The organism is Halomonas sp. MS1 (assembly GCF_024182575.1).
GTDB lineage: Bacteria > Pseudomonadota > Gammaproteobacteria > Pseudomonadales > Halomonadaceae > Vreelandella.
On record NZ_CP098926.1, the window covers coordinates 193,985 to 214,297 of the forward strand.

Sequence of the window (20,313 nt, forward strand, 5' to 3'; positions counted from 1 at the left end):
GCGTAGCTTGTTAAGCAGAATCTGCCTTCAAAAAGTGCTCTACGAACACCTTATAGTCCTGGGATACGCAGTCGGCATAGGCAATTGCCAGGGTCGTCACTACCTCAATAAACTGCGCTTCGCGACCTTCTAAACGTTGGCATACCGCGTTGGCAAAGGGTGCTGACTGACCACGGTGAAGCGCCTGAGCACCGCGCAAATGTTCACGTGCGAGAATTTCACCCCATTGGCGCGCTAATTTCCGGTAAGACTTCCCCCCTGAAAGCTTGTGAGTAGGCACATCTTTTTTAAACGGAGAGCGCTCCCGAACCGAAAACACTTTGCCATTCATGGTCAGCCAACCCAAGTAGGCATCGGGGTGCTCGGCAATGGCATGAAATGCCGCTGCATGGCGAATGCCTTCATTAGGAAATAGCTTTCGCCATGCCTGTTGCTGGGCTTTATTCATCAAGCCATAAGCTTCCGGCGTTACTTGTTCTTTAACATCTAATATAACGTCGTCGTGTTCATGATCCGCGCCACCCTCAATCAAAACATAATAACGCTCTACACCTAACGACCCCGTTCCCGCATCAAGTCGGCGAACGGTGTCTTTTACACGAAAGTGTTTTGGGTCACTCTCTTTGATCGGGTGCTGTAACGTCTGTTGATACTCTTGCTCAATCAAACGGCGTAGCTGGCTAGCGACATCTGCTGGTAAGTTCGCAAGTTTCCCAGAGCGCTCAGCGAACATGCGCCCTTTCTGACTATCGAGGGTTGTCCATTTTTCCAGCATACGCGCCCGACTCTGCTTATCAGCGACGTTACCCATGAAGGCCTTCAGTGGTCCCTTGGCGCTATCCAGAGTCACCGCCTCAATGGGCTGCTCTTTAGCCAGCGTATCTTTTTCATTAGTTTCTTGGCTATAAACAGCTAGCGTATGGATGTACCCCTCTAACAGCTTTTTCAGCGCTTTATCCGTCGCTTTAGAACTTAACGCGGCGTTTTCACGGCTATCCAGTACCACGCTGATCGCCAGCCGCCATACATCGTATTGATAGTCACCTATCAACGCGTCATCGAAGTCATCCATACCGTAGCGCACTTGGTCATCGTGGTGACCATAGGCGCCGAAGTTATAAACGTGCGCATCGCCTTGAAGCCACGTTTGGGTAGTAGGCCATCCACCGAATAGCGCAAAGCGCCAGTCGTGCCAAACGTCTTGCCAATACAAGTGATTAGTTCCACGAAAGAATCGGTAGGGAGACACGGCCATTTTGGCGTACTTTGCTTGGCGGTGCGCTGCATTGAGCGGCGCATTCACCTGCTGAATTGCCTCAATCACTTGTTGTGGGCGGTTATGCCCGGTTAGTGCATGGCTCATCGCGTTGCCTTTATCGGTGCGTAAAAAGCAGTCTGCTATTAGCGTAGGAGATAAACGTTAACAGAATAAGTCATTCACAAATTATGCCCATGCCCAGCTAACGAGCGCCGCCAGGTTGATCAGCACCGTCATCCAGAATACCCGCCTGAAAGCGCGCTTTTGTGTTTTGTGGCGAAGCCATTGCTGTGCAACCATTGCCCCAGGCCAGCCGCCCAATAGTGACAACACATGCAAGGTATTTTCGGAAATCCGCTGCGCGTTTTTTTGTGCAGCGGATTTATCTACCGCATAAGTAAGACATGTCACCACACTGACCGCTAGGTAGATGAACAGCAACCACATAGGTAGCTTTTCGATGACGACCGCAACGGCCAGTAGCGCAAAAAATGTCAGCGTTATGACCAGTGACCGCCCCACAGTGCCTTTCACGTGCCGAGGTGCGCTAGCCTTTCTATTCAACATGAGTGTGTTGCTCCTTTCCTTGAGCCTCGATTATTCTAAGGCAGTTAGAAGTGGGCTTTCTGTCAACGAACCGCCCCAGCCATCACAGTGCACCAATTCAGTTAATGAAAGCCGAGAGCGCCACCCTTTTGCTTCCAGCTCGGGCTGATCTAAAAACTCGCTGACGTAGCCAAGGCAAAGATAAGCCAATGGATAAACATGTTCAGGCAACTTCAACGCCGTACTCAGTTGATCTTGATCGAGAATACTCACCCAGCCAACGCCAATGCCCTCTGCCCGCGCTGCCAGCCAGAGGTTTTGCACGGCTAAACACGTGCTGAATAGATCGGTATCCACAATGCTATTGCGCCCTAGCACATGGGGGCCTCCCCGGCTGCGGTCACAAGTAATGCAGAGGTTAATCGGACTTTCTAAAATGCCTTGTAGTTTCAAGCCCTGGTAACGCTCCTTGCGTTCTCCCTCAAACCGCTCAGCGGCTTTTTGGTTTTCTCGCTCGAACATCGCCACTATCGCCGCCCTCACCTCACGGCTTTCGATCACAATGAAATCCCAGGGCTGCATAAAGCCTACCGAGGGAGCGTGGTGGGCTGCCTTTAAAAGCTTGGCCAGAATCTCGGGGGCAATCGGGTCGGGTAAGAACTGTGAACGCACATCACGCCGTTCATAAATAGCGCGGTATAGCCCGCGCTTCTCAGCATCTGAAAAGTGGTGACTCGGGGTACTCATTGGGTGTAAGGCCTTTGATAATACAAATATAGGTGCAGCCTACCCCAGAACTTCGCTGCGTTCATAAATAGAGCAGCAACAGAGTCAGATTCTAAAACAGCGGTGAGTCAAATGATCTGGAATACATGCTATCAACTGTCGCCTATACGCTAAAGCCCCAGCCCGCCAACATCACCGGCCAGGGCAGTAACCCAGATCGTTAGAATGAAACAGGCTCCATTTTCGTAGCCAGCTCGTCATCTATTGCATTCGCGCGTTTAGCGGCAGGCCTGCTTTCCGTGCGTTCTATGTACTCTTTGAATACCTCTTTTGGCGGAATATTTTTCTGCATTATCCCCCACCAGAGATAGCTGCTGAGCACGATATCCGCTGCAGTGAATTGATCGCCACAGATATACGGCGACGTTTCCAGCGCCCTTTCCAGGGTATTAATACTGTCGTCTATATGGCCACAACCAACGGCCTGGGCGTTACTGTCATCAATGTTCCACCCATAGGCGACTGCACTGGTGGCCATTTCAAAGGGACCGGCCATGAAAAACAGCCAGCGATAGTAAGCACCGCGCTCAGGTGATTCCAGCGGCGGCGCTAGTTTTTTACTTGGAAACTGATCTGCAAGATAGGCAACGATGGCCGCCACCTCGGTGACGACGATGTTGCCATGCCTAATCGCCGGTATTTTACCCATGGGGTTAATGGCTAGGTATTCCTGGCTCTTCATCTCAGTGCCGTATTCCATGGTCTTTGTGACGTAGGAAATACCCAGCTCTTCTAGCATCCAGCGCACTACGCGGCCACGGGACATAGGGTGAGTGTAAAAAATTAGTTCTGACATGCTGATCTCCTTTTTCAGTCACTTCTTCAGTCAATGTTTCTTCCGCCAATGCTTCAGATGACGTGAGCTACTGCGAGATCAGGTTAATTTGTAAATAGGTGAGAACTTGTCCTATATAAACGCAATAATTTAATTTGTCTGCAATGCTTGAATTCAGGCTTCAAAACTCGTTCCAGGAGGAAGGCCGCATGGCGAACCCCACAACACGCGTGCTTGCTGTGCTTGAATTATTGCAGGCTCATGGACAGCTGGGTGGTGCCGAACTAGCGGAACGCCTCGGCGTCGACCGGCGCACCATCCGCCGTTACATTACGCTACTGGAAGACATGGGCGTGCCGATTATGACCGAGCAGGGACGTTATGGCGGCTACCGATTATTGGCTGGGTTTAAACTCCCCCCCATGATGTTTACCGACGACGAGACCCTCGCGATATCCCTGGGGTTGCTAGCCGCCCACCAACTTGGCCTTACGGAGGCAGCACCAGCCATTGCCAGTGCTCAGGCGAAACTTGAGCGTGTGATGCCCGCCAACCTTAAGAGCCGCATGCGGGGTGTCAGTGATACCACTCGGGTAATCCTGCCTCGGGGTGCGCCCAGCCTCGATAACCGAGCCCTTGAAACGCTGACCAAAGCCACAGAAAGCATGCGAACCGTGGGGCTTATCTACCACTCTCCACAGCAGGAACCAATAGCGCGTAGGATTGACCCCTACGGCTTGGTCTTTCAACTGGGACGCTGGTATGTCGCAGGTTTATGCCATCTGCGGGGGGCTATGCGCTCCTTTCGTCTGGATCGTATCAGCAATGTTCAGCTTCAGTGCGATACCTTTATCCGCCCAGCCAATTTCGATGCAGCAGATTTTTTAAGTGACAGCTTGTCGTCCTGGAGCCAACCCTATGAGGTGTCACTAATACTCCACACCGACCTCCCCACGGCTAATGCGGTATTCGGTTTCCAGGCTCTGTGCGCAAGCCACCTCGAACAGGTGGAAAGCGGTCTGCTCATCAATACTCAAACCGACAGCTTCGAATGGCTTGCCAGTTGGCTGGCACAGCTCCCGTTTCGGTTCACCATACTGCAGCCAACGGCGTTGAAGGATGCCTTGCGTGAACGAGCCAATGATTTACTGGCAAGTTGTGGACACTCCGTTAGCGACGCTAGTTAATAGCGAGATCAATTTAGCCGCCAGCGCAGCGGCGCTGTTTGGTCTAAAACACCATCAGCGTCCCAGTCATTCCAGCCCGTAAAGGGAATGGGTGACTCGGCATCCAAACTTACAACCCGGGAAGCCCAAGCCGTTTTACATGCCTCTAAGTGGCCAATGATTTCGGTCTCCTCTTGATAGCGAATACCACCGCCCTGGATGCCATAGCTAACCTGGGGAGCCAACACCTCAAAGCCAACGTAGTACAACGATGAATGAATAGGCCATAGCCAATGAACCATATTGCCCGCGCGGCCAAAGGGCTGAAACGCCTTTTCTGGTGAACCGGTGGTTACCGATAGCATTGCTCGCTTGCCACGATAGTAGCCGCGATCGTAACGCATGCGGCTTGTATAGCGTCCGCCATATACCAGCACACGATCAAACCAACCTTTCAGAATGGCGGGCTGGGCGTGCCACCATAAAGGGAATTGGAAGATCACCAAATCTGCCCACTCCAGCCGTGCCAGTTCCCTCTGAACATCCTGCGCCAAGGTATTTTGTTCGTAGTGAGCACGTTGCTCGTTAAGAGGGTAAAAATAGTCCTCATCCACCGCTTTGTACGGATAGAGCTCAGTGCGCTCCACCGGGTCAAACTGCTCGGCATAGAGGTCATCCACTTCAACGCAGTGCCCAGCATCTACTAGCTGTTTTACCGCGATATCCACTAAGCCGCCATTAAACGACTGGCGTTCAGGATGAGCCAAGACAACCAATACATTCATACTGCATCTCCCCTGTTGATTGGTTTGATGACAGACTAACCTGTTCACATACGATCAAACATTGGCTAAAAATAAGAGATAGGTTTGCATGAATGAACAGCAAATAAGATGGGACGACCTACAAATTGTGCTAGCGATTGCCGAAACAGGATCGCTATCCGGCGCCAGCCGAGCGCTGCGTATCAGTCATGCCACCGTCTTTAGGCGTTTAAGTGATATGGAGCAGCGACTGGGGGTGACTCTTTTCGAGCGCAGCCGCACAGGGTATACACCGACCTTGGCGGGGGATGATTTGACCGCTTCAGCCAAACGCGTGCAGAGCGAAGTCAACGGCGCCGAGCGCCGCATTATTGGGCAGGATTTGACCCTCACCGGCAGCTTGCGAATTACCACCACTGACACACTTTTCGCAGGGCTACTCTCACCGCTACTGGCAAATTTTCGCCAGCACTACCCAGATATCACGCTGGAAGTGGTTATCTCCAACCAGCTTCAAAGTTTATCGCGGCGTGAGGCCGATATCGCTATTCGCCCTACCCGTAAGCCACCGGAAACCCTCGTAGGCCGCAGAGTAAGCGATATCAACCTGGCGATTTATGGACAAAAGGCGCTTTGGCAAAACGCCCCACTCCTTCTAAACACCCCTCTGCCGCTAGACCCAGTGTCACTACAAAAAGAAGCTTGGATAGGCCCGGATGTTCATCTAGGCGATACAGCACTTGAAAAGTGGATGATGGATAAAAGCGCCGCCTACAAGCTAGACAGCATGCTCGGTATGCAATCCGCTGTCCGCCACGGGGCGGGGATTGCAGTACTCCCCTGCTATCTCGGTGATGCCGATGAAGCACTCCTAAGGCTAAGCGCCCCCATAGAAACACTGACCACTCCACTATGGCTGCTCACCCACCCAGACTTACGCCGTGTAGCCAGAGTACGCACGTTTATGGAAGCAATGGCGGGGGGGATTCGTGGCAACCTAGAGAGAGATAACCACTAGCCCTGTAAGGAGTAGTCAAATGACTTTCTGAGCAACAACGGCGTAAATATGCCACTGCTTGGGCTTACCAAGCAGTGTCTTACCCTGCGTATTATGCTCGATAATATCGATGACTCTAAACGCATCCTTAAAAAGCGCTTGGATGTTAGAGTAAGAGTGTATCGATAAATCTCCTCGCCCCATTTTTGCCCAGCTGTCATCAGGTCCCATGAAATGACCACAGAATACACCGCCCTTCAATAGTGAGCGCGTAAGGTTTTGCCACGCGCTGGCGAATAGCCCAGGATCACAAAAAAACAGGCTTGAACATGCATTAATGAGCGCAGTTCTTGGATACACAAACTGCTCAAAGCAGGACACTTTAGGAAATAGAGTTTGATGAATATAACGCCCTCCAACCTCCTCCAGACGCGCTATCGCTTCATCGCTTTTATCATAGGCATGCACTGTATAGCCGTGTTCTACCATGAATAGTGCATCGCGCCCTGCTCCGCAGCCTGCATCAACGGCGACCATAGGCAAGGTAGTGTCCACAAGACGAAGCGCCCGCTTTAATGGCGGATAAACCGCAGCGCTGAGTGACTTTTCGAGATATTTTTGCTCGCTCATTCCAACACCTCAACCCTTTAGCAACATGGGCGCAGCAAATATCGATGTGTACGCGGCTATAGCACACACCACTACTGCTCCAATCCCGCCAAAAACTGCTTCATTAAGTCATCTAGCTGCGCCAACTGCTCAGCGCTCATACCGCTCACTAATTGCGCCTGGGTTTCTACATGGGCCGTCACCGCTTCATCAATCAGTTCATACCCTGGTTGAGAAAGTGAAATCAGAAAGCCTCTCCTGTCCTCAGGGCTTTTAACCCGTTCGATCCACCCCGCCTTTTCCAACTGATTGATACGGTTGGTCATAGTGCCAGAAGACACCATTGAGGAAGCCATTAACCTCCTGACCCACTTAGCTATTTACAATGAGGCTTCAAAAATAATTGCGTTTGGTGACGCCACATCGCTATCACTCATTGAAAACGGGTGCTTATAGTCCAACGTAATAGAAACATCTTTAAACCCGGCTTCATGCAACAAGCTTCTAAATTCAGAAACACCCCAAAAGCGCAGAGAAAAAATCTCTAACTCCGAAGAGACTAAACTTCCTGAACGCCAGTGTTCATACCTCAACTGAGAAACGGTGGTCTGATGTAAATAGCTGGTCTTCACCCTTGACTCTGTTAAGGTCAGCATATCCGCGCCTAAATTCCACATGCGCGCTTCAGGCCCAGAATCAAGCATAAAAGCCAATGAGTCTATATCTACAATAATTTTACCCGATTCTGATAAGCAAGCTTTTAAGCGCTTAAGAAAGCCTAAGCATGCAACAGGCGACTTAATTAACTGAATAGACCCTGCAGGCATTACTACCGCAGAAAACGCCTCCTGGTAGACAAAGTCTTCAAAATGTTGCTTGCTGACATTATCGGTTAAATTCCTTTTAGAAAGCTCCTTCTTGCAGATCTCTAACATATGAGGAGAGGCATCAAAGCCATGGACGACATGACCGGCCTCAAGCAGTGGTATAAGAAACCTCCCATTACCAACCGCAGGCTCTAAAATTGGCCCGCTAGTGTCCTTGAGGCGTGACAAATAAAACTCAATATCTCCAAACGTTCGGCCAATGGGTTTATCCACATGGTAAACCCAAGAGGCTAGAGATCCATACTCATTATCCATAAAGCCACCCTACTTCTTAGGTATCAATACACTAAACGGCGATTCCAAAATATCTTCCTTAGAAGAGTTCAGAAGTTAAAACCAACCTTACTCAACTAGCTCATTTTCATATACAACCAGAGCTTGTCTTGCCACTTTTTCAACATCTAAGCTAAGAGCCAGATTTTTTTCGTTGACATCATCCAGATTAAAGAAGCAGGCATCTAGTGCATCATCACCCGCGAAGGGCTCACCTGAAACCCATACACAGAGTACAGCTATAAGCACAAAATGATATTCAAGCTCACTACGTTTATTGAAGTCTAATACGTCAACAGCATTGAACACTCTATGCACGTTGGCGATAACATTTGTTTCCTCGTAAAGCTCTCTCAGCGCAGCTTCTTCTATGGTTTCGCCTCGCTCAATTTTTCCACCTGGAAAGCCCCACCGACCAGCATCAGGTGGGTTAGAGCGACGCACTAAGAGTACTTTATCATCTTTTAATAGAACGGCGATGGTTGCGACCACCGGGCGTTGTTCCGACGTCTCTATAAACTCACAGCCACCCTGACCAGACATCACACCCTCTGTATCGATTAAAAATGACGACTCATATTACACAAAGGAAATCAGGCTGAAAGCTTCTCGAGTCGTGACAAAAGAAACTGTCTCAGCGCCTGAACCGCTGGACTAAACTGGCGACGGTCGGCGCAGATCAGATTGAACGGCGTGCGTTCAGTCTCCCAGTCTTCGCACAGAGGAACCAGGCGCCCATTACTCAAATCCTCAATAACATCCAGACGAGCCTTGTAAGCGATTCCTTTGCCGGACAGGGCCCAGCGCCGCACTGCCTCACCGTCATCGGCTACACGGCTGCCCCTCACTTTCACTGACACTTCTTGGCCATTTTTCCAGAAACGCCAGCGGCCATGCACGTCTTCACCGAGCATAAAACAGAGGCAGTTATGTTTCGTTAAATCCTCAGGACGAAGAGGTGTGCCGAACTGTTGGACATAGTCAGGCGAAGCGCAGAGCACGCGTCTGTTGTCTGGCGCAAGCGGCACAGCGATCAAGTTGGAGTCCGGCAATTCACCGTAACGTAAGGCGATATCAACCGGTTGGCGATATATATTAACCAATCGGTCAGACAATTGAATACGCAGGTCGATACGCGGATATATGTCGAGAAACTCATCTAGCCAGCCGAGTAGCAAATTCCGACCTATATCGGATGGCATGGATAGTTGCAGTACATCCTGAATAACGGTTTGACCTTTCTGTATAGCTTGGCAGCCATCATCCAGTAGTTGGAGTGCCTGCTGACAGTGACCAAGAAAGGTCTCGCCCTGATGAGTCAGGCGCAAGTGACGGGTTGAGCGGATAAACAGCGGCACGCCGAGTTCGGCCTCCAGCCTTTTCACTGCAGCACTCGTGGCCGCGGGTGATAGGTCCATCTGCCTGGCAGCGGCTGAAAGGCTTCCCTGACGAGCGGTTTCGATAAAAATCTTGAGATCCTGAATAGAGCGCATATTCAAATATTTTTTGAAGGTATTTGTATTGAAGGCTAGTTTTTCAAACCAATAAGGTCAAATAAGCTGCTTCTGTTTTTAGTGCATTCCGCTAGATCAGAAGTCGCCATGTCTCTCTCTGTCTTGAAATGGCGTTTCTATTATCGGTCGCTAGCCAACTTTTAGGCCCGACTGATGGCGATGCACAGCAGTGGAGTCGCACGGTTTTCCCATCCCGGTATGCCGCTGTCTTATCTGTAGATAAGTGAGCTTAGTGGATGGCAATGGCATGCGATCGACACTACCCAGTTAATCAAAGGAGTCACTCATGAAGCTGTTCAGCTCATATTCGCTGCCGGGAAAGTCTCTGCACAACCGTGTCGTCATGGCCCCGATGACACGTGCCCGCAGTACTCAGCCGGGCAACATCCCCAATTCACTTATGGCTCAGTATTACGCGCAACGCGCCAGTGCTGGTTTGATCATTACGGAAGCATCGCAGATTTCTCAGCAAGGACAGGGGTATAGCTTCACTCCCGGCATCCATAGTGCTGAGCAGGTGGACGGCTGGCGCAAAGTGACGGATGCGGTCCATGCCGAGGCTGGGGTTATATACCTCCAGCTATGGCATGTAGGCCGTATGTCACATGCTAATTTTCATCAGGGAGCCTTACCTGTTGCACCTTCGGCCATCAATCCTGAGGCCAGTATCTGGCTAGCCGATGAAAACGGTGTGGGTGGCATGGTGCCCTGCCCAACGCCACGCGCACTGGAAACCGAAGAGATTCAGGGCGTGGTAGAAGACTATCGACAGGCCGCCCGGAACGCCATGGAAGCCGGTTTTGATGGTGTTGAGATTCATGCCGCCAATGGCTACCTGATTGATGAATTTCTACGCACCACCTCGAATACGCGCTCAGACGCTTATGGTGGCAGTCGTGACAATCGAATCCGTTTTCTGGTTGAGGTTGCCGAAGCAGTGGCAAGCGAAGTGGGAGCTGAAAAAGTGGGCGTGCGTCTGGCTCCGTTCATTACGGCTCGTGGCATGAGCTGCCCGGATATCATCCCCACCATTCTGCATGCGGCAACTCAGCTACAGGAACTGGGTATCGGGTACATCCATCTGGCTGAAGCTGACTGGGATGATGCCCCCGAGATACCGAGCGATTTCCGCCTGGCGCTACGTCAAGTGTATCAGGGCACGCTGATTGTGGCTGGACGTTATGACAAGGAACGGGCCAGTCAAATGATCGATTCTGGGCTGTCTGACCTGGTGGCGTTTGGCCGCCCGTTTATAGCGAACCCTGACCTGCCTATGCGCCTGCATCACTGTTTGCCTCTGGCCAGTTTTCAGAATGACAGCCTTTTCGGCGGTGATGCCGAGGGCTATACGTCCTACCCCGCTTACTCGGCGACTTAAAACTTTCAGATAAAACAGGAGTACAGCATGGCACAGACAATGAAAGCAATCGGCTACCAACTGGCTCTGCAGATTCAGGAGGAGACTTCACTCTGCGATATCGAACTACCGATACCGGAACCCAGTGGGCACGATGTACTGGTTGAAGTGAAAGCCGTGGCGGTCAACCCGGTGGATACCAAAATTCGCGCCAATGTCGAGCCTAACCAAGGTAGCTGGAAGGTTCTTGGCTGGGACGCTGCAGGTATTGTGACATCTGTGGGAGAGAAGGTCAGCGCTTTCAAGCCCGGAGATGCTGTTTGGTATGCTGGGGATCTCAGCCGCCAGGGCAGTAATGCTCAATACCAGCTGGTGGACGAACGCATTGTCGGTCGCAAACCCAGCTCTCTCGATTTTGCTAGTGCCGCTGCGTTGCCGCTGACAGCCATTACCGCTTGGGAAATGCTATTCGACCGACTGAACATCAAACCCGGTCGGGAGCACGCAGGTGAGAAACTGCTGGTTATCGGTGCTGCTGGTGGTGTTGGTTCCATTCTGGTTCAGTTGGCGAGCCAACTAACCAGTCTGACCGTTATTGCCACGGCCTCTCGGGGGGAAAGTCAGGCCTGGTTGGAACAGTTAGGTGCGCATCATGTTATCAATCATAAAGCATCGCTGAGTAAGCAACTGCAGGAATTAGAGGTTGGAGAAGTTGACCATGTTGTCAGCCTTAACCACACCGAAGAGCATCTTGACGAGATTATTGCTGCACTGAAGCCGCAGGGTCAGTTTGGCTTGATCGACGACCCTGAAGTACTGAATGTACGTGCACTAAAGAGTAAAAGTCTCTCCTTACACTGGGAGTTCATGTTTACCCGTTCCATGTATAAGACCACAGACATGGTTGCCCAGCAAAAGCTGCTGAATGAAGTCGCCGCGCTGGTTGATCAGGGTATCTTGAAGAGTACGTTGGGTGTCAATGCGGGCAATATCAATGCGACTAACCTGCGTAGGGCTCACGAAAAATTGGAGGCCGAGAGTATGATTGGAAAAGTGGTACTCGAGGGATTCGAATAAACAGCGTTAGCCGAGATGAGCGCTAGCTTCTAATGCGAGAGGAAGCCCGTTTTTAGCGGGCTTCCTCTTGTTCAGCACACGAAAAACACTCAACCCCGTTAACATTAAAAATCGCCCACAAAACATGATTTGGGCTCGCCTTTTATATGTCAGCGCTTCAATGGGGGCGCTTAGCCTGAGCAGTACTGCCCTAGGTAGGATGCTCAACAATATCGATGTGTACGCGGCTATAGCACACACCGCTACTGCTCCAATCCCGCTAAAAACTGCTTCAGCAGAGCATCTAATTGCGCCAGCTGCTCTTCACTGAGGCCACTCACCAGTTGCGCCTGCGCTTCCACATGGGCGGTAACCGCTTCATCAATCAATTCAAACCCACGCTGTGAAAGAGAGATCAGAAAACCGCGCCCATCCTCTGGGTTTTTGACCCGCTCAATCAAACCAGCCTTTTCCAACAGGTTGATACGGTGCGTCATAGTGCCAGAGGTCACCATGGTTGAAGCCATTAACCCCCCTGGCGATAACGCAAAAGGGGGGCCTTCTCGGCGAAGGGTCGCCAAAACGTCAAAACTTGCACCGTTCAGCCCGTACTTTGTCCAGGTCTTTTCCAGTTCACGGGTTAAGCAGTAGCTCAGTCGCTTAATCCGCCCAAGGGTGGCCATCGGCGTAACATTAAGGTCAGGCCTTTCCTGTCGCCACTGATTAAGAATTCTATCCACATGATCCATAGAAGTACTGCGCTCCTTATTATTGCTTAGCCCATTTATCTTGACGTCAAGAGAACCTGCATATATCTTGATATCAAGACATTAATTGAGAGCATATCTAATGGCATTATCAAACACAATTGCTACACACTCATCAAAAAGGGTCTGGCTTGCACCACTGATTTACCTACTGTCAGGCGGCGCTCTACTCGGCCTTTCAACAAACTTGGCTAAATTTGCTGGTGAAATGCAGCTATCTGCACTCGCATTTCTGTTTTGGTCAATCACTGGGGCGGCATTAATTCTGTTGGCCGTCTCAGCACTGCGTGGCCATTTACCGCCTATAAGCTTGCGCTCGGTTGAGTACTACTCCGTAGCCGCACTGCTTGGCGTGGCTGGTTCTAACTTGATCTTTTTCTCCGCTATCCCACATGTGGGTGCTGGGTTCGTTGCCTTAATCATTACGCTACCGCCGCTGCTCACCTACATTGGTGCGCTGTTATTGAAAATAGAAAAATTTCAATTTATGCGAGCGGCTGGTGTTATGTCTGCGCTGTTGGGTGCCATCACCTTAGCCGCCAATAAGCTATCGTCACCTGATGCCAATCACCTCTGGATTCTGATTGCCCTGGCTGGCCCAGTGCTCTTAGCCATCGGCAACATCTACCGGACTCTGCGCTGGCCTGCAGGTGTGTCGAGCGGTGCTCTGGCCCCCGGCATGCTGATTGCCGCCGTTGTAATCCTGCTAGGAATAGGCTTCTTACCAGGCTTTTCGTTGCGTGTTCCAACTCAACACCACTTGCCCATCATGCTGATTGCACTCCAAGCGCTAGTGTTCGCAGGCCAGTTCTTTCTACTGTTCCTGCTCCAGAAAAGCGGTGGCCCCGTATTCCTGAGCTTATTGGGTTCCGTCGGCGCTGTCGTGGGGGTGCCTGTTGCGATCTTCCTCCAGGGAGAAGCCGCCCCTGAGGGCTTACTCCTAGGCATTGTCTTAATTGGCGCAGGTATTGCCCTGCTCAATATTGGCAAAGCCAAACAGCTTTCTCGTACTAACTGAATATCTACTCAATCAAGACCCACTAAACCAAGGAATAACGATCATGAAAGTCGCGATACTGGGTGCCGCAGGTGACGTCGGAACACGCATTATGAGTGAGGCGTTAGCGCGGGGACATCACGTCACAGGTGTAGTAAGAGCTGAAAGTCAGCGTAACAAGCTGCCTGCTGAGGCAAGCTACTGTGTCGCCGACATCTCAGACCCGCACCAGCTAACGCAGGCGGTCGAAGGCCAGGATTTATTGATCAGCGCTGTTCGCCCACCAGAGGGGCAGGAAGCGCTGCTGGTGACACTCACGGATGTGATTCTCAACAGCGCTCTCGCCGAACAACGTGTGCTATTAGTGGGCGGCGCCGCTCGATTGCTAATTCCCGGACGCAACGGGGAAACGGTGTTAACAGCCCCCGACTTTCTACCAGCAACAGCACTAGAAATTGCCAAGGCTTGCCAAGCACAGTACCAACGGTGCCTTGCCGAAACTCGCACAGCATGGACCTACGTCTCTCCTGCCGCCATGCTCGTCCCTGGAAAGCGGACAGGCAGCTTTCGCCTTGGCTCGGACACTCTTGTCATGGATAAGAACGGGGAATCGCGTATTTCAATGGAGGATTTTGCAGTAGCGATGCTGGATGAAGCAGAAACGCCAACACATATTCAACAGGCATTTACCGTAGGATATTAAGCCGATAAGACGCGGTACACCGAGTGCTAGGGAGCCTCTGGTTAGCTCTCGACGCTTTAATCATCATGTTTAGCGAGAAGCGCTTGATTGGCCTCCGCTATTTCATACTGATTAAACACCCGTATACCATGCTGGCGGAGCAGTGCGGCGGTTACTCCCATGCCTGGCACTTTTTTACCGGAAAAACTGCCATCATAGATAGCGGAACTTCCGCATGATGGGCTAGATTCAGCGAGTACCGCGACGCTTATATTAAATTTAAGACATAAATCTAGAGCAACGGAAGCCCCCGCCAAAAACTCGGCAGTGACATTGGCTCCCTCTTTTTCAATCACATCGGCTTCGCCATTTATTACGCTCTGACCATTGCCTTCAAAAATCTCTGCAGGCTGCCTGGGAATACTCATTCCCGCCTCAACCTCAGGGCAGACAGAAACAATTCGTCTTTCAGAATGCCACTGCTCAATAATCTGGTCTGCCACGGGAAGGGCTCGACCATCATAGCGAACCTTTTTCCCTAGAAGGCAGGCACTCATTAATACTTTTTTCAAAATACCGATCTCTAGTTTTGGTGGTTAGTCGTTAGAGCACTTAGCGAATACTACCACTCCCCTGCTGACCACTCCCCCTGAGCCGCGAACATTGCGGGTGCGCTGTAGGTTTACCACGCACTACCAACTATTTGAAGCCAATCCGTTGCAGTCATATACGATTAACGCCAAGGCTGTGCCTTGGCGTTTTGCTGGGTGTACTTCTTACCCCAACTGAAATGGGTAAACTGCCCCCACTTTTAGCAATTGCGTCAGCTCATCTAACGCCGTGAGCACTTCTGTGGCGAGCTTAGGATCGGCTAGATCATCTGCCGCAAGGCGATCACGGTAGTGGCGATTGACCCAAGCAGTCAGATCATCGTACAGCGCATCATTCATTAATACGCGGCCGGTCAACGCTGCCCGTTCGGCTTCGGATAGGGCAACCCGCAGGCGCAGACAGGCGGGGCCACCGCCGTTGCGCATGCTCTGTTTAACGTCTTTAACGACCACGTCACTAATCGGATTATTGCCGGCCAGAATAAAGTCCTGGATCGTACGCCAAACCGCTTCACGCTCTTGGCATTCGCTGGGCACGACCAGCGTCATGGTGCCATCCGGGTTGGAAAGGAGCTGGGAGTTAAACAGGTACGATGCTACCGCATCTTCCATGCTCACCGCGTCTAGCGATACCCGCACGGGAATCAGTGGTGTGGACATTTTGCTACGCAGCTCATCTAAGGTGCGCGCTTCATCCAAAAAGGCCATTTCGTGATAGAGCAATACGGGGCCATTACCCACGGCAATGACATCGTTGTGGAAAACACCCGCATCGATAGCATCCGGATGCTGTTGAGCAAACACCGTTTGTGCATCTGTTAGCCCGTGCTGGCGGGCCACTGCTTGACTGGCTTCCAGGGTTTGCCGAGCGGGGAAGCGTTTTGGCTCACGTTCGCCGCTACGCACGTCACCAAATGCTTGACGACCATACACAAAAAGGTGAACACCTGGCTCGCCGTGTTCACCGCATAGCCGGGTGTGATTGGCCGCGCCTTCATCAGAAAAAGCAGGCGTTGCTGGCAGTACCGGATGATGAGCAAAGTGCTGCTCATCATGGAAAATAGCCTGTAGCACCCGGCCGGTGGTTTGCGGCTCTAGGTAGCGATGAAAACTGGACTGTAGGTTCGCCGGTGTAAAATGCACTCGGCGGTCAGGCGCATCAACACTTGGGGTAACGGTGCCTGCGTTGGCCGTCCACATACTGGAAGCTGAGCAGACCGCCCTCAGCAGCTGGGGTGCCTCTTTGGCGGCACGGTTCAGCACATCGCTATTGCTACCGCTGAAGCCTAAATCCCGTAATGCGCCCACATCAGGGCGCTGTTGAGGGGGTAATACGCCCTGAGCGTAGCCAGCATCCATCAGTGACTTCATTTTCAGAAGCCCTTGCAGTGCGCCCTCTTTAGGGTTGGACACCAGACCACCATGACTCATCGACGCCACGTTGCCATGGGCCAGCCCTGAGTAGTTGTGGGTGGGCCCAACCAAGCCGTCAAAGTTGACTTCTCTGACGCTGTTATTAACTACGTTGTTATTCACCACGTCGCTCATAGGTTGACTCCTGGCGGCAGCGTTTCCGGCATTTCCAAGCTATCGGCCTCCATCGACGCCACTGGGTAAGCGCAGTAGTCCGCCGCATAGTAAGCGCTGGGGCGGTGGTTACCGCTGTCACCTACGCCACCAAAGGGAGCGTCGCCAGAAGCCCCTGTGGTTTGGCGGTTCCAGTTCACGATGCCCGCACGAATGCGCAGCAGGAAGTCGTCCCAGTCGGCTTTATCACCACCGATGAGTCCTGCAGACAGGCCGTAGCGTGTATCGTTGGCAAGGGCTAACGCTTCATCCCAATCGCTGTAACGATGGATTTTCAGCAGTGGGCCGAAATGTTCTTCATCGGGCACGTCCAACCCTGTGACATCAATCAGTGCCGGGCTTAACAGGCTGGTGTTCTCTTTAAGGCGCTGCATCCGGTTAATCACCGTACCGCCCAGGGCTTCCAGCTCGTCTTGCGCCTTAAGCAAGCCATCGGCAGCTGCCACGCTGACCAAGCCGCCATAGAACGGCGCCGCCGGTGCTTCTTCAAATTGCCCTGCCACGTGTAGCTTGGCGATAGCGTCGGAAAGCGCGTCGATCAGGCGATCGCCAACGTCCCCTTGCGGCACCATCAAGCGGCGGGCGCAGGTGCAGCGCTGACCACCGGATAAAAACGCCGACTGCAGAATAGTCAGTACGGCAGCACGCTCGTCGTCGACATCCTTCACCACCAGCGGGTTGTTGCCGCCCAATTCCAGCGCCAGGATTTTATCCAACTGCCCGGCGAACTGCTGCTGCAACATGCCACCCACTTTAGCGCTGCCCGTAAACAGCAGGCCGTCAATGCCGGGGTGCGCTGCCAAGGCTTGGCCTACAGCGACACCACCTTGCACTAGGTTAATCACCCCTGCAGGCAGCCCTGCTTCCACCCAGCACTGCAGGGTTAAATCGGCGGTCAACGGGGTTTGGTCGCTAGGCTTAAACACCACGGTATTACCGGCGAGCAACGCGGGTACCATATGGCCATTGGGTAGGTGACCGGGGAAGTTGTAGGGGCCAAAGACCACCATGACACCGTGGGGGCGATGGCGCAGTACGGCTTTCGCACTACCCACTTCTTTTTCCCGCTCACCAGTGCGCTCATGATAAGCCTTGATAGACAACGCCACCTTTCCGACCATCGCGCCAGCTTCAGTGCGTGCTTCCCAAAGCGGCTTGCCGGTCTCAGAGGCAATCGCTATCGCTAACTCTTCACGACGGGCGGTAAGTACCTCAACAAAACGCTCAACAAGTGCTTGGCGCTCAGCAAACGTAGTGCGCGCCCATTCAGGAAAAGCTACACGCGCGGCATCAATAGCGGCGCCAACCTGTGCGCTTGAAGCCGAAGCACCTTGCCACAGCAGTGTTCCTGAAACCGGATCGTGCTTTGTGAAGGTATCGGCATCGCCCGTTACCCAGGCGCCGTTAATCAGTTGCTGCTGTTGGGCGTGCATGTTTATCTCCTTCCCGTATGCGTGCTTGTTGTGCGAGCTTGTTATGTATATTTATTCTGAAAGACTGTTTAAAACCGTTCTTGAAAAGCTGTTCTCGAGAAGCTGTTCTTGAAAGGCTATTTTTGAAAAACGGTTCTTGAAAAACTAGGTTTCCAATAAGCGTAGGTAGTCACCCGTCGTCACGCCCAGGCGATCCGCTTCTTGCGGGTTAAGCACGATGGTGTTTTCCTCGCTGGGTCCGCGGCCTATCCAACTAGCGGTGAAGTTAAGCATCTCGGTAGAGGCTGCCAGCCAGCGGCTGACGCTTTCGTCGGGAGCATTTTGAGAAACTTCCACTTGGCAGAGCTGCGAATTACGAATCGCTCGCACGTCGTCAATATAGGCTTCCACCGTGGGGCCACCATCGAAAATATCGATATAGCCTTCCCAACGCAGCCCTTCTTTTTTGAGCATTTCAAGGGCTGGTCGAGTATGGCGGTGCACTTGGCCAATACAGGCAAGTGCCTCTTCCGACATAAAGGTGGTGTAGATCGGGAACTTAGGCATCAGCTCACCGATAAAGCTTTTTTGGCCTAGCCCGGTTAACCGATCGGCCTCATTAAAGTCCATGGGGAAAAAGTGTTTACCCAGGCTTTCCCAAAAGGGGCTGGTGTTATTTTCATCAAACACGCCGCGCATTTCCGCCAGCACTTTTTGCGGAAAACGGTCACGGAACTGAGCCATAAACAGCCAGCGAGCTTTGGAAAGCAGCGCGCCATTACGTAGGTGTTTATTCGCTTCGCCGCGATATTCAGGGCGTAAGAACAGCGAGCATACTTCCGCATCGCCAGTGTGATCGGAACTTAAAAATAGCGTGTCGATTGTACGGTGCAAGTCCAGTTGTACCGATGAATGGGCCAGTGTTCCCAAGCGGTAGTGGTAAAATGGCACTTCACGACCTACTTGACCTTCAATAGCGCAGCAACCGGCCAACTCTCCACTTTGCTCATCTTCCAGTACAAAAAAATAGAGTCGATCATCGGCTGGCGTGCGCTCTTCAAAGGCACGGGCAGCGGCTTCAATTTTGCCAGCCAAAAACTCGCGGTTATCCGGCAGTGAGGTAAAGCCAACGCCTGCCTGTTGCGCAAGCGCCTGGAGCCCATCCAAATCGTCGCGGGCAATGGGTCGAATGCGCATTACATCTCTCCTTCATCAAGCGCATCTACCGCGCTTGGCAGGCTTAATGGCGCGGCTAGCACCGCGCGCCCCTCTTCTACACCCAACTGTTTAGCGTGCTGTGGTGAAAGCATTAATTGCCCAGTAGGCGAAAGCGCATAACGCGCTACAATACAGCGGAAATCACCTAAGGTTTGATTGGCAATCATCGCAGGCTCTGCATCGGGCAGTGCGTCCCTGACAGGATGCCAAGCGGCACGACGGAAAGTTTCCAATCGCTCACGCTCGGCTTTTACAATCGGCCCTGCGTCGAAAATATCGACATGGCGGGAGCGCACAAAGCCTTCTGCCAGCATTTCTGCTAGTGCATCTTCATGGGCAGGATGCTCTCGGCCAATGGCAGCGCGTGCCTGAGGCGTTAGCAGCGGTAGATAAAGCGGAAATTGCGGCATCACTTCAGCAATAAAGCTTTTCGAGCGAACGCCAGCAATGTGATTCATTTCTTGGAAGCTGCGCGCAAAAAAGTGGCGACCGACGCTTTCCCAAAAAGGCGATTCGTTGTTGCCATCCAGATAGCCCGGAAAGGCGACCGCCAGAATGCGTGAAAAACGCTCGGGGTATTGAGCAATGAACATTAGTCGCGCACGGCGTAACAGACTTTCTGCACTGGTGCCTTTGTAGCGTGGGTTAAGCGATAGCGCACAGAGCAGCGTGGCATCAGAGGCTTCATGAGAAAGCGCCAAGGTTTGCACTTCCCGGCGCACATTCAGCTGTTGAGAAGCATGAATCAGCGTTTCCTGGCGATAGGTGTAGTAGGCTTCAGCTGCGCCTGCCTGGGCGCGAATAGTCGCCGTGCCGAGTACTTCCTCGCGGTCATCATCTGCCAGTACGAACATGTAGTGCTCGTTACCAGGGAACTCTATGTCGCTATTAAAGGCTTCCTGGGAGCGCACAATGCGCTCCTCAAGCCGATCACGGTTGGCGGGCAGATTGGTGAGCCGCGGCACCGCGTGCTCTGCCAACTGCTCCAGGGCTGGAAGATCAGCCATTGTTACCGGTCGAATTACCAGCATCCTTAACGCCCCCTCTTGTG

The 20,313-nt window shown here is 52.2% G+C and carries 22 protein-coding genes; 6 read left to right on the plus strand and 16 right to left on the minus strand.

From position 1 onward, the window contains the following. Window positions 1–10: 10 nt before the first annotated feature. From NF683_RS00920 to NF683_RS00935, 4 genes are all read right to left on the minus strand, one after another. Window positions 11–1,363, minus strand: coding sequence for a DUF2252 domain-containing protein (locus NF683_RS00920; protein ID WP_193067437.1), 1,353 nt, complete (start codon window positions 1,361–1,363; stop codon window positions 11–13). An 81-nt stretch (window positions 1,364–1,444) separates the two neighbouring features. Continuing rightward, window positions 1,445–1,825, minus strand: coding sequence for a DUF1294 domain-containing protein (locus NF683_RS00925; protein ID WP_193067438.1), 381 nt, complete (start codon window positions 1,823–1,825; stop codon window positions 1,445–1,447). 30 nt (window positions 1,826–1,855) lie between these two features. Further along, a complete protein-coding gene (bluB, locus tag NF683_RS00930; protein ID WP_146942014.1) occupies window positions 1,856–2,551 on the minus strand; it encodes a 5,6-dimethylbenzimidazole synthase in 696 nt (231 codons plus the stop codon). Window positions 2,552–2,750: 199 nt separating this feature from the next. Continuing rightward, complete coding sequence (locus NF683_RS00935; protein WP_193067440.1) at window positions 2,751–3,386, minus strand: glutathione S-transferase family protein; 636 nt, start codon at window positions 3,384–3,386, stop codon at window positions 2,751–2,753. 188 nt (window positions 3,387–3,574) lie between these two features. On the opposite strand from NF683_RS00935, the gene NF683_RS00940 reads away from it, so the two are divergent. Beyond that, window positions 3,575–4,552, plus strand: coding sequence for a helix-turn-helix transcriptional regulator (locus NF683_RS00940; protein ID WP_193067441.1), 978 nt, complete (start codon window positions 3,575–3,577; stop codon window positions 4,550–4,552). Window positions 4,553–4,560: 8 nt separating this feature from the next. On the opposite strand, the gene NF683_RS00945 is transcribed toward NF683_RS00940, so the two are convergent. Then, window positions 4,561–5,316: an NAD(P)H-dependent oxidoreductase gene (locus NF683_RS00945; protein WP_253921016.1), complete on the minus strand. Its 756-nt coding sequence runs from the start codon at window positions 5,314–5,316 to the stop codon at window positions 4,561–4,563. An 88-nt stretch (window positions 5,317–5,404) separates the two neighbouring features. Between NF683_RS00945 and NF683_RS00950 the strand changes: the two genes are divergently transcribed. Further along, window positions 5,405–6,313, plus strand: a complete 909-nt coding sequence (locus NF683_RS00950) for a LysR family transcriptional regulator (RefSeq protein ID WP_193068677.1) — start codon at window positions 5,405–5,407, stop codon at window positions 6,311–6,313. Window positions 6,314–6,328: 15 nt separating this feature from the next. Here the strand turns inward: NF683_RS00950 and NF683_RS00955 are convergent, their stop codons facing one another. The 5 genes from NF683_RS00955 to NF683_RS00975 all read right to left on the minus strand — a co-directional run bounded on the left by NF683_RS00955 (window position 6,329) and on the right by NF683_RS00975 (window position 9,554). Continuing rightward, complete coding sequence (locus NF683_RS00955) at window positions 6,329–6,922, minus strand: class I SAM-dependent methyltransferase (protein WP_193068676.1); 594 nt, start codon at window positions 6,920–6,922, stop codon at window positions 6,329–6,331. A 71-nt stretch (window positions 6,923–6,993) separates the two neighbouring features. Beyond that, on the minus strand, window positions 6,994–7,257 hold the full coding sequence (locus tag NF683_RS00960) for a MarR family winged helix-turn-helix transcriptional regulator (RefSeq protein ID WP_226912876.1): 264 nt from the start codon (window positions 7,255–7,257) through the stop codon (window positions 6,994–6,996). A 24-nt stretch (window positions 7,258–7,281) separates the two neighbouring features. Continuing rightward, entirely contained in the window at window positions 7,282–8,043 is a 762-nt protein-coding gene (locus NF683_RS00965) for a class I SAM-dependent methyltransferase (protein ID WP_253921017.1), read from the minus strand. An 87-nt stretch (window positions 8,044–8,130) separates the two neighbouring features. Then, window positions 8,131–8,604, minus strand: coding sequence for an NUDIX hydrolase (locus NF683_RS00970; RefSeq protein ID WP_193068674.1), 474 nt, complete (start codon window positions 8,602–8,604; stop codon window positions 8,131–8,133). A 50-nt stretch (window positions 8,605–8,654) separates the two neighbouring features. Continuing rightward, window positions 8,655–9,554: a LysR family transcriptional regulator gene (locus NF683_RS00975; protein ID WP_193068673.1), complete on the minus strand. Its 900-nt coding sequence runs from the start codon at window positions 9,552–9,554 to the stop codon at window positions 8,655–8,657. Window positions 9,555–9,861: 307 nt separating this feature from the next. Here NF683_RS00975 and NF683_RS00980 point away from each other — a divergent pair, with 307 nt between their 5' ends. Both NF683_RS00980 and NF683_RS00985 read left to right on the plus strand, forming a co-directional pair. Continuing rightward, a complete protein-coding gene (locus NF683_RS00980) occupies window positions 9,862–10,953 on the plus strand; it encodes an alkene reductase (RefSeq protein WP_193068672.1) in 1,092 nt (363 codons plus the stop codon). Between the two features lie 39 nt (window positions 10,954–10,992). Next, entirely contained in the window at window positions 10,993–12,009 is a 1,017-nt protein-coding gene (locus NF683_RS00985; RefSeq protein ID WP_193068679.1) for a zinc-binding alcohol dehydrogenase family protein, read from the plus strand. Window positions 12,010–12,251: 242 nt separating this feature from the next. Here NF683_RS00985 and NF683_RS00990 read toward each other — a convergent pair whose 3' ends face one another. Next, window positions 12,252–12,737: a MarR family winged helix-turn-helix transcriptional regulator gene (locus NF683_RS00990; RefSeq protein WP_193068671.1), complete on the minus strand. Its 486-nt coding sequence runs from the start codon at window positions 12,735–12,737 to the stop codon at window positions 12,252–12,254. Between the two features lie 100 nt (window positions 12,738–12,837). Between NF683_RS00990 and NF683_RS00995 the strand changes: the two genes are divergently transcribed. Then, window positions 12,838–13,773: a DMT family transporter gene (locus NF683_RS00995; protein ID WP_253921018.1), complete on the plus strand. Its 936-nt coding sequence runs from the start codon at window positions 12,838–12,840 to the stop codon at window positions 13,771–13,773. A 43-nt stretch (window positions 13,774–13,816) separates the two neighbouring features. Beyond that, on the plus strand, window positions 13,817–14,455 hold the full coding sequence (locus NF683_RS01000; protein WP_193068669.1) for an NAD(P)-dependent oxidoreductase: 639 nt from the start codon (window positions 13,817–13,819) through the stop codon (window positions 14,453–14,455). 56 nt (window positions 14,456–14,511) lie between these two features. Here the strand turns inward: NF683_RS01000 and NF683_RS01005 are convergent, their stop codons facing one another. From NF683_RS01005 to NF683_RS01025, 5 genes are all read right to left on the minus strand, one after another. Next, window positions 14,512–15,006 carry a DUF523 domain-containing protein gene (locus tag NF683_RS01005; protein WP_226912875.1) on the minus strand — a complete coding sequence of 165 codons (495 nt, stop codon included), beginning with the start codon at window positions 15,004–15,006 and terminating at the stop codon, window positions 14,512–14,514. 204 nt (window positions 15,007–15,210) lie between these two features. Then, window positions 15,211–16,593: an N-succinylarginine dihydrolase gene (astB, locus tag NF683_RS01010; protein ID WP_089039520.1), complete on the minus strand. Its 1,383-nt coding sequence runs from the start codon at window positions 16,591–16,593 to the stop codon at window positions 15,211–15,213. Beyond that, entirely contained in the window at window positions 16,590–18,065 is a 1,476-nt protein-coding gene (gene astD, locus NF683_RS01015) for a succinylglutamate-semialdehyde dehydrogenase (protein ID WP_089039521.1), read from the minus strand. Before astD ends, astB begins: the two co-directional genes overlap by 4 nt. 144 nt (window positions 18,066–18,209) lie before the next feature. Further along, window positions 18,210–19,241 carry an arginine N-succinyltransferase gene (gene astA / locus NF683_RS01020; RefSeq protein ID WP_089039522.1) on the minus strand — a complete coding sequence of 344 codons (1,032 nt, stop codon included), beginning with the start codon at window positions 19,239–19,241 and terminating at the stop codon, window positions 18,210–18,212. Then, a complete protein-coding gene (locus tag NF683_RS01025; RefSeq protein WP_253921019.1) occupies window positions 19,241–20,293 on the minus strand; it encodes an arginine N-succinyltransferase in 1,053 nt (350 codons plus the stop codon). The genes astA and NF683_RS01025 overlap by 1 nt, the downstream gene beginning before the upstream one ends. Window positions 20,294–20,313: the final 20 nt, after the last annotated feature.

Coding starts and splice junctions, on each gene's coding strand:
- NF683_RS00965 (WP_253921017.1), bottom strand. CDS start 8,043: ATGGATAATGAGTATGGATCTCTAGCCTCTTGGGTTTACCATGTGGAT.
- NF683_RS00950 (WP_193068677.1), top strand. CDS start 5,405: ATGAATGAACAGCAAATAAGATGGGACGACCTACAAATTGTGCTAGCG.
- NF683_RS00980 (WP_193068672.1), top strand. CDS start 9,862: ATGAAGCTGTTCAGCTCATATTCGCTGCCGGGAAAGTCTCTGCACAAC.
- NF683_RS00985 (WP_193068679.1), top strand. CDS start 10,993: ATGAAAGCAATCGGCTACCAACTGGCTCTGCAGATTCAGGAGGAGACT.
- NF683_RS00960 (WP_226912876.1), bottom strand. CDS start 7,257: ATGGCTTCCTCAATGGTGTCTTCTGGCACTATGACCAACCGTATCAAT.
- NF683_RS00995 (WP_253921018.1), top strand. CDS start 12,838: ATGGCATTATCAAACACAATTGCTACACACTCATCAAAAAGGGTCTGG.
- NF683_RS00940 (WP_193067441.1), top strand. CDS start 3,575: ATGGCGAACCCCACAACACGCGTGCTTGCTGTGCTTGAATTATTGCAG.
- NF683_RS00975 (WP_193068673.1), bottom strand. CDS start 9,554: ATGCGCTCTATTCAGGATCTCAAGATTTTTATCGAAACCGCTCGTCAG.
- NF683_RS00945 (WP_253921016.1), bottom strand. CDS start 5,316: ATGAATGTATTGGTTGTCTTGGCTCATCCTGAACGCCAGTCGTTTAAT.
- NF683_RS00970 (WP_193068674.1), bottom strand. CDS start 8,604: ATGTCTGGTCAGGGTGGCTGTGAGTTTATAGAGACGTCGGAACAACGC.
- NF683_RS00955 (WP_193068676.1), bottom strand. CDS start 6,922: ATGAGCGAGCAAAAATATCTCGAAAAGTCACTCAGCGCTGCGGTTTAT.
- astD (WP_089039521.1), bottom strand. CDS start 18,065: ATGCACGCCCAACAGCAGCAACTGATTAACGGCGCCTGGGTAACGGGC.
- NF683_RS00990 (WP_193068671.1), bottom strand. CDS start 12,737: ATGGATCATGTGGATAGAATTCTTAATCAGTGGCGACAGGAAAGGCCT.
- astB (WP_089039520.1), bottom strand. CDS start 16,593: ATGAGCGACGTGGTGAATAACAACGTAGTTAATAACAGCGTCAGAGAA.
- NF683_RS01000 (WP_193068669.1), top strand. CDS start 13,817: ATGAAAGTCGCGATACTGGGTGCCGCAGGTGACGTCGGAACACGCATT.
- astA (WP_089039522.1), bottom strand. CDS start 19,241: ATGCGCATTCGACCCATTGCCCGCGACGATTTGGATGGGCTCCAGGCG.
- bluB (WP_146942014.1), bottom strand. CDS start 2,551: ATGAGTACCCCGAGTCACCACTTTTCAGATGCTGAGAAGCGCGGGCTA.
- NF683_RS00920 (WP_193067437.1), bottom strand. CDS start 1,363: ATGAGCCATGCACTAACCGGGCATAACCGCCCACAACAAGTGATTGAG.
- NF683_RS00935 (WP_193067440.1), bottom strand. CDS start 3,386: ATGTCAGAACTAATTTTTTACACTCACCCTATGTCCCGTGGCCGCGTA.
- NF683_RS01025 (WP_253921019.1), bottom strand. CDS start 20,293: ATGCTGGTAATTCGACCGGTAACAATGGCTGATCTTCCAGCCCTGGAG.
- NF683_RS00925 (WP_193067438.1), bottom strand. CDS start 1,825: ATGTTGAATAGAAAGGCTAGCGCACCTCGGCACGTGAAAGGCACTGTG.